15 protein-coding genes are annotated in these 13342 nt (G+C 66.5%); 10 read left to right on the top strand and 5 right to left on the bottom strand.

Annotation, left to right across the window (positions count from 1 at the left end):
* Window positions 1–1163 (top strand): ATP-dependent DNA helicase RecG (locus tag DM995_RS05525; protein ID WP_157973271.1); only part of this gene is annotated, 1163 nt, incomplete at its 5' end.
* 26 nt (window positions 1164–1189) lie between these two features.
* On the opposite strand, the gene DM995_RS05520 is transcribed toward DM995_RS05525, so the two are convergent.
* Window positions 1190–1588, bottom strand: a complete 399-nt coding sequence (locus DM995_RS05520; protein WP_031318011.1) for an MAPEG family protein — start codon at window positions 1586–1588, stop codon at window positions 1190–1192.
* A gap of 220 nt (window positions 1589–1808) precedes the next feature.
* Between DM995_RS05520 and rpmF the strand changes: the two genes are divergently transcribed.
* From rpmF to DM995_RS05495, 5 genes are all read left to right on the top strand, one after another.
* The gene (gene rpmF / locus DM995_RS05515; RefSeq protein WP_116968759.1) at window positions 1809–1985 is read left to right on the top strand and encodes a 50S ribosomal protein L32; all 177 of its coding nucleotides are present in this window, start codon (window positions 1809–1811) and stop codon (window positions 1983–1985) included.
* A gap of 49 nt (window positions 1986–2034) precedes the next feature.
* A complete protein-coding gene (gene plsX / locus DM995_RS05510) occupies window positions 2035–3105 on the top strand; it encodes a phosphate acyltransferase PlsX (RefSeq protein WP_023837735.1) in 1071 nt (356 codons plus the stop codon).
* Complete coding sequence (locus DM995_RS05505; RefSeq protein ID WP_116968758.1) at window positions 3102–4094, top strand: beta-ketoacyl-ACP synthase III; 993 nt, start codon at window positions 3102–3104, stop codon at window positions 4092–4094. Before plsX ends, DM995_RS05505 begins: the two co-directional genes overlap by 4 nt.
* A 115-nt stretch (window positions 4095–4209) precedes the next feature.
* A complete protein-coding gene (locus DM995_RS05500) occupies window positions 4210–4509 on the top strand; it encodes an integration host factor subunit alpha (protein ID WP_023837733.1) in 300 nt (99 codons plus the stop codon).
* Entirely contained in the window at window positions 4502–4879 is a 378-nt protein-coding gene (locus DM995_RS05495; protein ID WP_023837732.1) for a MerR family transcriptional regulator, read from the top strand. The genes DM995_RS05500 and DM995_RS05495 overlap by 8 nt, the downstream gene beginning before the upstream one ends.
* A gap of 18 nt (window positions 4880–4897) precedes the next feature.
* On the opposite strand, the gene DM995_RS05490 is transcribed toward DM995_RS05495, so the two are convergent.
* Genes DM995_RS05490 through DM995_RS05480 form a run of 3 tightly spaced genes read right to left on the bottom strand, consistent with a single transcriptional unit; the run spans window position 4898 to window position 8368 of the window.
* A complete protein-coding gene (locus DM995_RS05490; RefSeq protein WP_116968757.1) occupies window positions 4898–5428 on the bottom strand; it encodes a GNAT family N-acetyltransferase in 531 nt (176 codons plus the stop codon).
* 4 nt (window positions 5429–5432) lie between these two features.
* Window positions 5433–5978 carry a SixA phosphatase family protein gene (locus tag DM995_RS05485; RefSeq protein ID WP_116968756.1) on the bottom strand — a complete coding sequence of 182 codons (546 nt, stop codon included), beginning with the start codon at window positions 5976–5978 and terminating at the stop codon, window positions 5433–5435.
* A complete protein-coding gene (locus DM995_RS05480) occupies window positions 5975–8368 on the bottom strand; it encodes an ATP-dependent DNA helicase (RefSeq protein WP_116968755.1) in 2394 nt (797 codons plus the stop codon). The genes DM995_RS05485 and DM995_RS05480 overlap by 4 nt, the downstream gene beginning before the upstream one ends.
* Window positions 8369–8435: 67 nt before the next feature.
* Between DM995_RS05480 and DM995_RS05475 the strand changes: the two genes are divergently transcribed.
* Genes DM995_RS05475 through DM995_RS05465 form a run of 3 tightly spaced genes read left to right on the top strand, consistent with a single transcriptional unit; the run spans window position 8436 to window position 11620 of the window.
* On the top strand, window positions 8436–10004 hold the full coding sequence (locus DM995_RS05475; protein ID WP_232824086.1) for a lysine--tRNA ligase: 1569 nt from the start codon (window positions 8436–8438) through the stop codon (window positions 10002–10004).
* A 16-nt stretch (window positions 10005–10020) separates the two neighbouring features.
* Window positions 10021–11001 (top strand): magnesium and cobalt transport protein CorA, encoded by a 981-nt coding sequence (locus DM995_RS05470; protein WP_116968753.1) that lies wholly within the window; start codon window positions 10021–10023, stop codon window positions 10999–11001.
* 55 nt (window positions 11002–11056) lie between these two features.
* Window positions 11057–11620, top strand: a complete 564-nt coding sequence (locus DM995_RS05465; RefSeq protein WP_116968752.1) for a type 1 glutamine amidotransferase domain-containing protein — start codon at window positions 11057–11059, stop codon at window positions 11618–11620.
* Window positions 11621–11629: 9 nt separating this feature from the next.
* Here DM995_RS05465 and DM995_RS05460 read toward each other — a convergent pair whose 3' ends face one another.
* Window positions 11630–12571 (bottom strand): fatty acid desaturase family protein, encoded by a 942-nt coding sequence (locus DM995_RS05460; RefSeq protein ID WP_116968751.1) that lies wholly within the window; start codon window positions 12569–12571, stop codon window positions 11630–11632.
* Between the two features lie 232 nt (window positions 12572–12803).
* On the opposite strand from DM995_RS05460, the gene DM995_RS05455 reads away from it, so the two are divergent.
* Window positions 12804–13325 (top strand): DOMON-like domain-containing protein, encoded by a 522-nt coding sequence (locus tag DM995_RS05455; protein WP_157973086.1) that lies wholly within the window; start codon window positions 12804–12806, stop codon window positions 13323–13325.
* Window positions 13326–13342: the final 17 nt, after the last annotated feature.

Genomic DNA, 13342 nt, shown 5'->3' with positions numbered 1-13342 from the left:
TGAACGCGGTCGAATGCGGCGGGCAGGCGGCGCTGCTCGCGCCGACCGAAATCCTCGCGCGGCAGCATTTCGACACGATCTCGCGGATGCTTTCGGGCCTGCCGGTCAGCATCGCGGTGCTTACCGGGCGCGACAAGGGCCGCGCCCGCGAGGCGACGCTGATGGGGCTCGCGGATGGCTCGATCCAGATCGTCATCGGCACGCACGCGCTGTTCCAGGAGGCGGTGCGCTATCGCAATCTCGCGCTCGCGGTGATCGACGAGCAGCACAAGTTCGGCGTGTCGCAGCGGCTGATGCTGCAGGAAAAGGGCAGGGCGACCCCGCACCTGCTGGCGATGACCGCGACCCCGATCCCGCGCACGCTGACGCTCAGCCATTATGGCGAGATGGACGTCTCGCGGCTCGACGAACTGCCGCCGGGCCGCCAGCCGATCGAGACGCGCGTCATCGCCGACGATCGCCTGTCCGAGATCGTCGACGGCCTTGCCCGGCATATCGAGCGCGGCGGCCAGGCCTATTGGGTCTGCCCGCTGGTGATGGACAGCGAGACCAGCGACCTCGCCGCCGCCGAAACGCGCGCGGCGCAGCTCGCCGAGCGCTTTCCCGGCAAGGTCTCGCTGGTGCACGGCCAGATGCCGGTCGAGCGCAAGGATGCGATGATGGCGGACTTCGCCGGCGGCAAGACCGCGCTGCTGGTCGCGACGACGGTGATCGAGGTCGGCGTCGATGTGCCCAATGCGACGCTGATGATCATCGAGGCGGCGGAGCGCTTCGGCCTGGCGCAATTGCACCAGCTGCGCGGCAGGGTGGGGCGCGGCGACCAGAAATCGGTCTGCGTGCTGCTGCGCGGAAGCGCGCTCAGCGAGACTGCGCGCGCGCGGCTCGCGCTGATGCGCTCGAGCCAGGACGGGTTTCACATCGCCGAAGAGGATCTGCGGCTGCGCGGCGGCGGCGAGCTGCTCGGCACGCGGCAGTCGGGTGACAGCGCCTTCCGCATCGCCAGCCCCGAACAGGTGCAGCGCCTGATCGGCACGGCATCGGACGATGCCCGGCTGCTGATGGACCGCGATGGCGGGCTCGATAGCGAGCGCGGCCAGGCGGCGCGCACCGCGCTCTACCTGTTCGAGCGCGATTATGGAGCCAAGCTGCTCCGGGGCGGGTAGGCGCCGCCCCCGAGCGCGATGGATTGTCAGGCGGCGGGCATGATGCTCGCGACGTAGATGGCATAGCCCGACAGCCCGAGCAGCGTCAGCATCGAGGTCAGCGTTCCGATCATCCGGCCGAGCTTGAACGCGCCGCCGTCCATGCCGAGCCCGTGCGCCAGCCGGCCGATCATGTAGACGATGCCGACCACCCACAGCCAGGTCGCGGCATAGCCCGAGCATTCGAGCGCACCAATCAGGATCAGCACGAAGGGCGTGTACTCGACGAAATTGGCCTGCGCGCGCATGCGGCGGATGACGAATTCGTTGCCGCCATCGCCCACGCTCACCTTCTGGCTGGTGCGCACCTGACCGATGCGGATGGCGAGCCACAGGTTGATCAATCCGGCAGCAGCGGCCATGGTCAGTGTCAGCGGCAGGTTCATGCGTGTCGTCCCCTCGTTCGCGGTTGCCTCCACCCGGCAACCCTTTCCGCAGCGGCGTAGCGCGACAATGCTTGCAACGCACGAGATTTTCGCTATAGCGCCGCCTTCGCACGCGAATGGGCCGTGTCGCTCCACCGGCAGGTCGCGCCAGTTGCTTCCTGTTGGGACGACTTGGCATTATCGCATTGATTGACAAGCAATTTAAGGTTAGCAGGCTGCCATGGCTTTTCCTAAGAGAAAAACTTCGCCCTCCAAGCGCGGCATGCGCCGGAGCCACGATTCGCTGACGATCGACGCGTTCAGCGAATGCTCCAACTGTGGTGAACTGAAGCGTCCGCACCATGTCTGCGGCGCATGCGGCCATTACAATGGCCGCGAGGTGCTCGAAGTCGCCTGATCCTCATCAGACGGTCTTTGCACTTTTTCAGGGGGATTAACCGGTGCCGATGAAGCCGCGGATCGCGATCGATGCGATGGGCGGTGACGAAGGCGTGCGGGTGATGCTGGGCGGGGCGGCCGAGGCGCGCCACCGCCATGACCGCTTCACCTTTCTGCTGGTCGGCGACGAACAGCAGATCAAGGCAGGCCTGGACAATCACCCCAATCTGCGCGCGGCGTCCGAGATCCTCCACACCGACGAGGTGGTGAAGGGCGAGGACAAGCCGAGCCAGGCGCTGCGCAAATCCAAGAACAGCTCGATGGGGCTCGCCATCCAGGCGGTGAAGTCCGGCGATTGCAGCGCGGCTGTGAGCGCCGGCAATACCGGCGCGCTGATGGCGATGTCCAAGCTGGCGCTGCGCACCATGCCCGGCATCGACCGGCCCGCGCTCGCGGCCTTGCTGCCGACGCTCGAGGAGACCGACATGGTCATGCTCGATCTCGGCGCGAATACCGAGTGCGATGCACGCAATCTCGTCCAGTTCGCGATCATGGGCGCGGTCTATTCGCAGATCATCTTCGGGTTCGAGCGTCCGCGCACCGGACTGCTCAATATCGGCACCGAGGAATCGAAGGGCACCGAGGCGATCCGCGATGCCGCCGCCGCGCTGCGCGCCGCGACGCACCTGCCGATGCAGTTCCAGGGTTTCACCGAGGCGGACAAGATCTCGCGCGGCGATGTCGATGTCGTCGTCACCGACGGCTTTTCGGGCAATATCGCCTTGAAGGCGCTCGAAGGCACCGCGCGCTTCGTCACCGATCTGCTCCGCCGCAGCTTCCAGTCGTCGCTCCGCTCGAAGATCGGCTTCCTGATCTCGCGCCCCGCGACCGAACTGCTCAAGCACCATCTCGACCCCAACAACCATAATGGCGCGGTGTTTCTGGGCCTCAACGGCGTGGTGGTGAAAAGCCACGGATCGGCGAGCATCAAGGGCGTGGCCAACGCGGTCGAGGTCGCCGCGCGGCTGGTCGAGGACAATATCACCCAGCGCATCGGCGATGTGCTCAAGGACTTTGATACCAGCGCGATCGCCAGCAACGGCGTCGCTTCCAACGGATCGGGCGAATTTCCCAAATGACTTTTCAGGCTCCGGCGACGCGCAGTGTCATTCTCGGCACGGGATCGGCACTGCCAGCCAAGCGGGTATCCAATGCCGAACTGGCCGAGACCGTCGATACCTCGGACGAGTGGATCACCGAGCGCACCGGCATCAAGTTCCGCCATATCGCTGCGCCTGAAGAGACCACGGGCACGTTGGCAATCGCCGCGGCCAACAGGGCGCTCGAAGCCGCAGGACTGGCAGGCAGCGATATCGACCTGATCGTGCTTGCGACAGCGACGCCCGACCACACCTTCCCCGCCACTGCGACCAAGGTGCAGTCGGCGATCGGGATGGTTGGCGGCACCGCCTTCGACGTCGCGGCGGTCTGCTCGGGCTTTCTCTATGCGCTCAGCGTTGCGGACAGCATGCTGCGCACCGGCATGGCCCGGCGCGCGCTGGTGATCGGCGCGGAAACCTTCAGCCGCATTCTCGACTGGGAGGATCGCGGCACCTGCGTGCTGTTCGGCGATGGCGCGGGCGCGGTCGTGCTCGGGCTCGAAACCGCCGCGGAGGGCGATAGCGCCGCACGCGGCATCCTGACGACTCAGCTGCACGCCGATGGCCGCCATCACGACCTGCTCTATGTCGATGGCGGCCCCTCGACCACGGGCACCGTCGGCAAGGTGCGGATGAAGGGGCGCGAGGTGTTCCGGCATGCCGTGGTCAATCTCGCCGAAGTCATGGAGCAGGTGCTGCACCGGCTGGGCCTGACCAGCGCCGATATCGACTGGGTGGTGCCGCACCAGGCCAATGCCCGCATTCTCGATGCGACCGCACGCAAGCTGGGTCTGCCGCCAGAAAAGGTGGTGGTGACGGTGGACCAGCATGCCAACACCTCGGCGGCCTCGGTTCCGCTCGCGCTCGACACTGCGGTGCGCGACGGCCGCATCCGGCGCGGCGACCTGCTGGTGCTCGAGGCGATGGGCGGTGGGCTGACCTGGGGGGCGGCGGTAATCCGCTATTAACCTCACGCAAATTTGTCGCGCAATAGCCTCTTTTCGCACTGTTTTTACACAGGCGCGATTTGCCATTATAACTTCGATTCGCTATTCTTGCAGTCGCGGGTAAGGAGACGGGGCGATGCGTTCAGTGGGAACTTTGACCAGGGCCGATCTGGCCGATACGATCAACCATCAGGTGGGGCTGTCGCGGGCAGATGCGGCGCAGATGGTGGAATCGGTGCTGAACCACATGACCGATGCGCTCGAGCGCGGCGAGAACGTGAAAATCTCGGGCTTCGGCACCTTTCTGCTGCGCGACAAGGGCGAGCGCGTCGGCCGTAACCCCAAGACCGGGGTCGAGGTTCCGATCACCCCGCGCCGCGTGCTGACCTTTCGCGCCAGCCAGATCATGAAGGAAAGGATCATGGCGGGTGACTGATCCGGCCATCACCCCCGGCAAGGCCGAGGGCGCGATGCGCACAATCGGCGAGGTTTCGACCGAACTGGGGGTGAAGCCGCATATCCTGCGCTATTGGGAAGCACAGTTCGACAGCATCAAGCCGCTCAAGCGTGCCGGGGGGCGGCGCTATTACCGGCCCGAGGATGTCGAGACGCTGCGCACGATCGACCGGCTGCTCAACCGCGAAGGCTTTACCGTGCGCGGCGCGCGGCAATATCTCGCGGGGAAGGGCGCCAAACCGGCGCCTGCCGCAGCGCCGGCGCCTTCCGCGTCGACCGCGCCTGCGATCGACCTGGCCGCGCTGCGCGCGATCCGCGACCGGCTGGCTGCGGCGCTCGAGGCCGCCTGAACCACCGTCACCTGCCGCTCAGAGCGGCTTACGCATGATCCAGTCGGTGAACGGCACATTGCCGGTCATGAACTGCTGCTGCCCGACGCGTTCGAAGCCGAAGCGTTCGTAGAAACGCTGCGCATCGGGATTGTTGGTATAGACGCACAGATACAGGCACGTGGCTTCGCGCGCGCGCGCCTCGTCGATCACCGCGTCCATCAGCCTGCGGCCCAGGCCTGCGCCCTGCCAGCCCGACAGCGCATAGATGCGCTTCAGCTCCACCGACCCGGCATCGGGTTCGATATCGAGTTCGGGCGGGCTCATCATCGCATAGCCGACCGGAGCGCCGAGCGGCGTCTCGATCAGCCAGAAGGCATAATCGGGCTTTTCGAGCCAGGCGGCATAGCGCGCCGCGCCATGTTCGACGCTGCAATGGTCGATCAGCGCCTGGCCGGGATGGTCGTGCGCAAAGGCGGTGAGAAAGGTGGCAGAGCCGATCAGCGCGAGCTTGGCGGCATCGTCCGGCCCCGCGCGGCGCAGGATGGTCTCGGGCAGCGTTCTGGCCATGGCGTCAGTCGTCGTCCTGCGGCCCCAGCTCGGGGTCCAGATCGCGCGGGCGGGTGACCTCGATCAGCTTCGCGGTTCGGTTGTCGAGTTCGGACCAGTGATCGATCGCGATGTCCATGATCGCAAGCGCGGCAGTGGGGAATTTCTCCTCGACGACATCGCGCAGCGGGCTCGACCCGTCATCGGGCACCAGATCGAACACCAGATCCTCGAGCCCCGGATTGTGCCCGACCATCAGCACATGGTTCGCGCCGTCATCCACCCCGCGCAGCACGTCGATCAGCGTCACCGACGAGGCGAGATAGATGCGCCGGTCCCAGTCGGGGTGCAGCGTCTGGCCATAGGCGGTCTCGAAATGGTCGATCGTCTCGGTGACGCGCACCGCGGGCGAGGCCACGACGGCGTCGAACACCATCTTCTTCTCGGCGGCATAATAGCCCATCGCCTTGGCGCTCTTGATCCCGCGCGCGTTGAGCGGCCGATCGAAATCGCGCAGGGAGCGGTCCAGCCAGTCCGATTTGGCGTGCCGCAGCAAGGTCAGCCTTTTCATCGCATCTCTCCCCCCGGTCCCGTCACGGGATCGATTCGCGCACCCTCGTTCGCGTGCGCAGAAACGCCAGATTGCACCGCTTGTAAAGCTTCGGAAAGCGTGCACCTTCGCACCGGCGTTCCGGGCGGAAAGGCGCTGAGCAGACGCGAGGGAAAGGCGGAGGACAGCATCACGAACCGCCCGCGATCGTCGGCGCGGCGGATCAGCCGTCCGAACGCCTGGGCGAGCCGCGCGCGAATGATCATGTCGTCATATTTGCTGCCGCCGCCCGCAAGCTTGCGCGCGCGGTGCAATATGTCGGGCTTGGGCCAGGGCACGCCTTCCATGATGACCAGCCGCAGCGAATCGCCGGGCACGTCGACCCCGTCGCGCAGGGAATCGGTGCCGAGCAGCGAGGCGCGCGGATCGTCGCGGAAGATGTCGACCAAAGTCCCGGTCTCCATCGGGTCGACATGCTGCGCATAGAGCGGCAGGCCCGATTGCGCGAGCCGGTCGGCGATGCGGCCATGCACCGCGCGCAGCCGCTTGATCGCGGTGAACAGGCCCAATGCACCGCCGCCTGCGGCCTCGATCAGCCGCCCATAGGCGCCTGCCAGTCCCGCCATGTCGCCCTTTTTCACATCGGTGACGATCAGCACCTCGGCCTGGTTCGCATAATCGAACGGGCTGCGCGCCTCGAACAGTTCGGGCGGCCTTTCCAGATGCACCGCGCCGGTGCGCATCATCGCCGGCGTCCAGTCCTCGCCGGCCTTGAGCGTGGCGGAGGTCACGAGCACCCCGTGCGCGGGCTTGATCACGGCTTCGGCCAGCGGCTTGCCCGGGTCGAGCCAGCGGCGGTGCAGCCCCATGTCGTACTCGCGCCCCTCTACCCGGTCGAGCGCGAGCCAGTCGACGAAATCGGGATCCGCAGGGCCGCCGATCCGCCCGAGCAGCGATGCCCAGGCGGCGAGCAGGTCGATCCGCCAGCCGAGCGAGGCGAGCGCGCCTTCGATCCGCGCGCGCGCGGGGCCGTCGAGCCAGTCGGGCGGGTCCTCGATCAGCACTTCGAGACGGCGGCCCAAAGCGACCAGCGGCTGGTGCAGCGCGTCGATCGCGCGGCCACCCGCCTCGTCATAGGAGGCGACGTCGGACAGGCGCGCGGCGAGCCCGCGGCGGCGCCCGCGCGACTTGCCCTCGGGCCCCATCACCCAGCGGCGCATCTCGACCGTTTCCTGCCCGGTCAGTGCGACCGCGAACATCGAATCGGCGGCATCGTGCAGATGATGGCCTTCGTCGAAGATGATCCGCGTCGGGCGGCCCTGCTGCTCGCGCGCGCGCGCGGCGTTGACCATCACCAGCGCGTGGTTGGCGATGACCAGATCGGCCTGCTGGCTTGACCGCGCGGCGTGCTCGATGAAGCATTTGCGGTAATGCGGGCAGCCGGCATAGACGCACTCGCCGCGCCGGTCGGTGAGCGCGGTGACACCCGCGCGGCGGAACAGCGTGGTGAGCCAGCCGGGCAGGTCGCCGCCGATCATGTCGCCATCGCGGCTGTACGCGGCCCAGCGCGCGACCAACTGCGCCAGCACGGCGGCGCGGTTCTGGAAGCCGCCCTGCAACGCGTCCTCGAGGTTGAGCAGGCACAGATAGTTCTCGCGCCCCTTGCGGATGACCACGCGCTTGCGGAACTCGGCCTCGCTGCCATAGATCCGCTCGGTCTCGCGCGAGAGCTGGCGTTGCAGCGCCTTGGTATAGGTTGAAATCCAGACGGTTCCGCCCGCGCCGTGCGACCAGAGCGAGGCGGGGGCGAGATAGCCGAGGGTCTTGCCGATCCCGGTGCCCGCCTCGGCGAGCAGCATATGCGGTTCGGCGCGGCGCTCGCGAGGGGCGAAGATGTGCGCGGCAGTGCGCGCGAACTGCCGCTGGCCCTCGCGGCGTTCGGCACCGGCGCCCGTCAGCGCCTCGAGCTGCGCCTCGGCATCGGCTTCGGCCAGGCTGATCTGGCGCGGCTGCGGGCGTGGGGCCTGCTCCTCCCATTCGGGCAGGCGCGAGAACAGCCAGCGTTCGGCCTTTTCCGGCTGCTTCAGATGGCGCGAGGCCAGCCCCGCCCAGGGCCAGCGCAACCGCGCGGGAAGCTCGAGCTTGAGCGCCTTGGCCAACCCCATCGGCGTCGGCACCATGAACTGCGCGGGGTGGACGAAGGCGAACAGCTCGAGCAGATCGAGCCCCGAGAGCTCGGGATATCCCAGCCGCTGCGCCACCAGCGGCGCGTTGAGCATGATCAGCGGCGTCTCGGCCGCGCGGGCAATCGCCTCGCCCTTGGCGATGCGCACCGCAGGCTCGCCGGGATGCGCGAACCAGATCGCGCTATGGCTTGCATGCAGGGCTGGAAAGTTTAGGGAAGCGATCATTATCAGCCCTATATGGCGACATCGGAACGAAAAGGAAACACGTGTGAGCGCGTATCGCGAAGCTGCAATGCGATCCAAGGCATGGCCGTTCGAGGAAGCGCGCAAGCTGCTGAAACGCTATCCCAATGGCAAGCCCGAGGGGCAGGGGCCGATGCTGTTCGAGACCGGCTATGGTCCGTCGGGCCTGCCGCATATCGGCACGTTCCAGGAGGTGTTCCGGACGACCCTGGTGCGCCGCGCGTACGAGACGCTCACCAACGGCGCGCCGACCCGGCTGGTGGCGTTCAGCGACGACATGGACGGGCTGCGCAAGGTGCCCGACAATGTGCCCAATCCCGAGATGCTGCGCCAGCATCTGGGCAAGCCGCTGACGCAGATCCCCGATCCGTTCGGCAAGTTCGAAAGCTTCGCGCATCACAACAACGCGATGCTGCGCGCGTTTCTCGACCAGTTCGGCTTCGACTACGAGTTCGTCTCCTCGACCGAGCGCTATCGCAGCGGCGCGTTCGACGACGCGCTGCGCGGGGTGCTGCGCAACTATCAGGCAATCCTCGACATCATGCTGCCGACGCTGCGTGCCGAGCGCGCCGCGACCTATTCGCCGATCATGCCCATCAGCGCCAGGTCGGGCGTGGTGCTGCAGGTGCCGGTCGAGGTGGTCGATGCCGAGGCCGGGATCGTGCGCTTCGTCGACGAGGGCGAGACGATCGAGCAATCGGTGCTGTCGGGGGCTGCGAAGCTGCAGTGGAAGGTCGACTGGGCGATGCGCTGGGTCGCGCTCGGCGTCGATTACGAGATGTACGGCAAGGACCTGACCGATAGCGGCGTGCAATCGGGCAAGATCGCGCGCGTGCTCGGCGGCCAGAAGCCCGAGGGCATGATCTACGAGATGTTCCTCGACGAGAAGGGCGAGAAGATCTCCAAGTCGAAGGGCAATGGCCTGTCGATCGAGGAGTGGCTGCGCTACGGCAGCGAGAACAGCCTGGCCTTCTATATCTTCCGCGAACCCAAGGCGGCCAAGCAGCTGCACCTGGGCGTGATCCCGCGCGCGGTGGACGAATATTTCCAGTTCCGCGACAACTGGCACGGCCAGGATGCCGACAAGCGGCTGGGCAACCCCGCGCACCATATCCATGCGGGCGACGTGCCTGCGGGCAGCCCGCCGGTGAGCTTCGGCCTGCTGCTCAATGTCGTGAGCCTGCCGGGCATGGACGACAAGGATCTGGTCTGGGGCTTCGTGCAGAAATATGCGCCGGGCGTCTCGCCCGCAACGCATCCCGAGCTCGACGGGCTGATCGAGAATGCGGTGAACTATGGCCGCGATTTTGTCGCGCCGACGCTCAAGCGGCGTTGGCCCGAGGGGACCGAGATCGACGCGCTGACCCGGCTGGACAACGAGCTGGCCGAGTTGCCGGAGAACGCATCGGCCGAGGACATCCAGAACATCGTCTATGCCATCGGCAAGGACGAAGCGTACGGCTTCGGCAACCTTCGCGACTGGTTCAAGGCGCTGTACGAGACGCTGCTGGGCAGCGAGCAGGGCCCGCGCATGGGCAGCTTCATCGCGCTGTACGGCATCGCCAATACCCGCAAGCTGATCGCCGAAGCGCTGGGGCGGACGGGAGAGACGGTTTGACACGGGCTTCCGTCCGGTGACCGTCATCGCCGCGCGTCTCTATCGCGATGGGGAGCGGGTGCGCGATATCGACCTGACCCAGCCGCTGCCCGCGCTCGACGACCCGGCCGACCTGCTGTGGATCGGCTTGCACGAGCCGACCGAGGCCGAACTGATGCCGATCCAGTCGCAGCTCGGGCTGCACCCGCTGGCGGTGGAAGACGCGCTCGACCGGCGGCACTTGCCCAAGATCGAGCAATATGGCGAGCATCTGTTCGCGGTGGCGCGCACCGTGCATCTCGACGAGAGCGAGAGCAACACCGCGATCACCTATGGCAATACCGCGATCTTCATGGGCCGTCAGTTCATCGTCACCGTGCGGCACGGATCGTTGCGCGACCATGGCCCGATCCGCCAGAAGCTGGAGGCGACGCCCCGGCTGCTGAAGCGCGGGGCCGATTTCGTGCTGCACGCGATCCTCGATTTCATCGTCGACGGTTATCTCGACGTCATCGACATCCTGGAGGACAAGGTGCTGGGCATCGAGGATCGCTCGCTCGATGCCTTTCTGAACCGCGAGGAGACCGCGCAGCTCTTCTCGCTGCGCCGCGACCTGTTCCGGCTGCAACGCGTGCTGAGCCCGATGCAAGATGTCGCCAATCGCTGCATGCATCTCGAGCTGCCGCAGATCGATGCCGATATCCATCCCTATTTCCGCGACCTGCACGACCATGTCCGCCGTGCCGATTATCGCGTCGCGGGACTGCGCGACACGCTGACCTCGGTGATCGAGACCAGTGGCCTGCTCGAACAGCAGCGCCAGGGCGTGATCACCCGCCAGCTCGCCGCGTGGGCCGCGATCCTCGCGGTGCCGACCGCGATCGCCGGGATTTACGGGATGAACTTCGAATTCATGCCCGAATTGCAATGGCGATACGGCTATTTTCTGGTCGTGGGGCTGATGGTGACGATCTGCATCGGCCTGTACATCCGCTTCAAATGGGCGAAATGGCTCTAGGGAACGGCATCCAGGGGCATCCGTAGGGGAGGTGAAACCCCAAAGGAGAACCCCCATGAGCCTTCCCGATCTTTCCGGTCGCAATATCTGCATCCTCGCCACCCATGGTTTCGAGGAATCCGAACTCATCCAGCCGCGCGATGACCTCAAGGGCGCGGGCGCCAATGTCACCATCGTCTCGCCCGAAAGCGGCGAAATCAAGGGCTGGAAGGGCGACGACTGGGGCCAGAGCGTCAGCGTCGACGCGCCGCTTTCGGGCGCGCGGGTCGAGCAATACGATGCGCTGGTGCTGCCCGGCGGCCAGATCAACCCCGATCTGCTGCGCGTCGAGGACGAGGCGCTCGCGCTGATCAAGGCCTTTGCCGATGCCGGAAAGCCCGTCGCCGCCGTGTGCCACGCGCCCTGGCTGCTGATCGAGGCGGGGCTGGTCGAGGGCAAGACGCTGACCTGCTACAAGTCGATCGTCACCGACCTCAAGAACGCCGGCGCGAACTATGTCGACCAGGAGGTCGCGGTCGACGGCAATCTCATCACCAGCCGCTGCCCCGACGATCTGCCCGCTTTCGGCAAGGCGATTGCCGAGATGGTCAGCGAAAAGGCCAGCGCCGAAATGGCATGATGCGTCAGGTCATGCGGCGGGTCGGACGACCTGCCGCATCACCGCGGCATAGCCGGGCGCGATGGTCATCCGCCCGGCATGCCCTGCCTCCACCAGCATGCGGTGCGCGCGAGGCAGGTTATAGCAGGGCACGCCCATGAACAGGTGGTGCTCGCTGTGGAAATTCACCCAATAGGGCGCGACCGTCGCCCGCTCCAGCCAGTTTGCGTGCGTGGTGCGCGCATGCGTGAACGGATCCTCGCTGCCCGTGGTCGTGCAGGCATGTTCGGCGATGTTGCGGATGCGCAGGTACAGCTGGAACGTCGTCGCCATCGCGATCAGCCAGATGAGATACGGTAGCGCGCCGAGGCCGGTGGCGAACGAGAGCGCCAGCAGCACGATCTGCGCGGCGAGGAAGCGCAGCGTCACCTTGCCGATGAACAGGTTCTGCTCCTTGGCCCCCGGACCGAACCCCTTGATCGCCATAACCAGTTGCGCGCCGCGCTGCTTGATGAAGGTCTGGCCGGTGAGGTCGCGAAACACCTTGCGCATCAGGCTGGCGCGCGTGGTGGGGAAGGGCGCGGAGAGCGACAGGTCCGGGTCCTCGGGCTGCTGCGTATAGCGATGGTGCGTGAGGTGATAGGTGCGATAGGCGTGCAGATCGGTGCCCATCGGCACACCGGTGACCCATTGCCCGACCCAGTTGTTGATGGCGCGGTTGGGGTGGAGCAGCCCGTGCGCGCCTTCGTGCATCAGGATGGCGAGGCCGAGTTGCCGTCCGCCGATCAGCACGATCGCGATAATCCAGGCCCACCAGGTGCCGATCCAGGCCGCGCCCCAGGCGAGCGCGACGATCGTCGCCCAGGCGTGCGCGACGAGCGCCAGCCCCTTCCAGCGCGACACGGCGGTGAGGTCGCGAAATGCCTCGCGCCCGAAGATCTGCGATGGATTGGCGGCCTTGACCAGCGCCATGATGCTCTCCCGATGCGCTTGCTGCGCTTTACGTTTGCGTCAGTCTAGCATTGCGGGACCGGCGCGCCAACTCCGTCATTTTCGCTTTGTCCCTTATCGCCCAACCCCGTCACCCCCGCGGAGGCGGGGGTCCCGCTTGTGCCTCTGCGTCAGCGCAGAAGCGGGATTCCCGCGTTCGCGGGAATGACGAAAAAGGTTGAACTGCGGGTGGTTGGTCGGGAAGGTTGTGAGCATGTTGCAGCTTTACGCCCATCCCGCTTTCCCCGCACCCGACGGCGTGGCCCTGTCGGTTGGCTGGTCCGTGTCTGACCATCAGGTGCTCACCATCGCCTACCACATCACCGACCCGGGCAATCGCATACTCTGGCCCGCCCCGGCGCAGGGGCGCAGCGATGGCCTGTGGCAGCACACTTGCTTCGAGGCGTTCATCGGATCGACACTCGGCCCCGCCTATGCCGAGTTCAACCTCGCGCCGTCGGGCGCCTGGGCGGCCTATGCGTTCGACGATTACCGCGCCGGCATGCGCGATTTCGCCGTATCGGCCGATCCGCAGATCGCGGGCGCAGCCGGGCGGTGGACCGCGAAGATCCCGCTCGCCGGGCTCGATGCGCTGCTCGGCCCAGCGCCGTGGCGGCTGGCGGTCACCGCCGTGATCGAAGCCACCGACGGAGCCAAGAGCTACTGGTCGCTCGCGCATCCGCCGGGCAAGCCCGATTTTCACCACCCGGATTGTTTTGCCGCGCGGCTGGGCTAAAGAACCCGCTCGTCCAT

It is taken from the genome of Blastomonas sp. UPD001, assembly GCF_003426715.1.
Taxonomy (GTDB): domain Bacteria; phylum Pseudomonadota; class Alphaproteobacteria; order Sphingomonadales; family Sphingomonadaceae; genus Blastomonas.
The sequence above is the reverse complement of the archived record's forward strand: the minus strand, read 5'-3'. Positions and strand labels throughout refer to the sequence as shown.

Coding starts and splice junctions, on each gene's coding strand:
- DM995_RS05520 (WP_031318011.1), bottom strand. CDS start 1,588: ATGAACCTGCCGCTGACACTGACCATGGCCGCTGCTGCCGGATTGATC.
- rpmF (WP_116968759.1), top strand. CDS start 1,809: ATGGCTTTTCCTAAGAGAAAAACTTCGCCCTCCAAGCGCGGCATGCGC.
- plsX (WP_023837735.1), top strand. CDS start 2,035: ATGAAGCCGCGGATCGCGATCGATGCGATGGGCGGTGACGAAGGCGTG.
- DM995_RS05505 (WP_116968758.1), top strand. CDS start 3,102: ATGACTTTTCAGGCTCCGGCGACGCGCAGTGTCATTCTCGGCACGGGA.
- DM995_RS05500 (WP_023837733.1), top strand. CDS start 4,210: ATGCGTTCAGTGGGAACTTTGACCAGGGCCGATCTGGCCGATACGATC.
- DM995_RS05490 (WP_116968757.1), bottom strand. CDS start 5,428: ATGGCCAGAACGCTGCCCGAGACCATCCTGCGCCGCGCGGGGCCGGAC.
- DM995_RS05485 (WP_116968756.1), bottom strand. CDS start 5,978: ATGAAAAGGCTGACCTTGCTGCGGCACGCCAAATCGGACTGGCTGGAC.
- DM995_RS05480 (WP_116968755.1), bottom strand. CDS start 8,368: ATGATCGCTTCCCTAAACTTTCCAGCCCTGCATGCAAGCCATAGCGCG.
- DM995_RS05475 (WP_232824086.1), top strand. CDS start 8,436: ATGCGATCCAAGGCATGGCCGTTCGAGGAAGCGCGCAAGCTGCTGAAA.
- DM995_RS05465 (WP_116968752.1), top strand. CDS start 11,057: ATGAGCCTTCCCGATCTTTCCGGTCGCAATATCTGCATCCTCGCCACC.
- DM995_RS05460 (WP_116968751.1), bottom strand. CDS start 12,571: ATGGCGCTGGTCAAGGCCGCCAATCCATCGCAGATCTTCGGGCGCGAG.
- DM995_RS05455 (WP_157973086.1), top strand. CDS start 12,804: ATGTTGCAGCTTTACGCCCATCCCGCTTTCCCCGCACCCGACGGCGTG.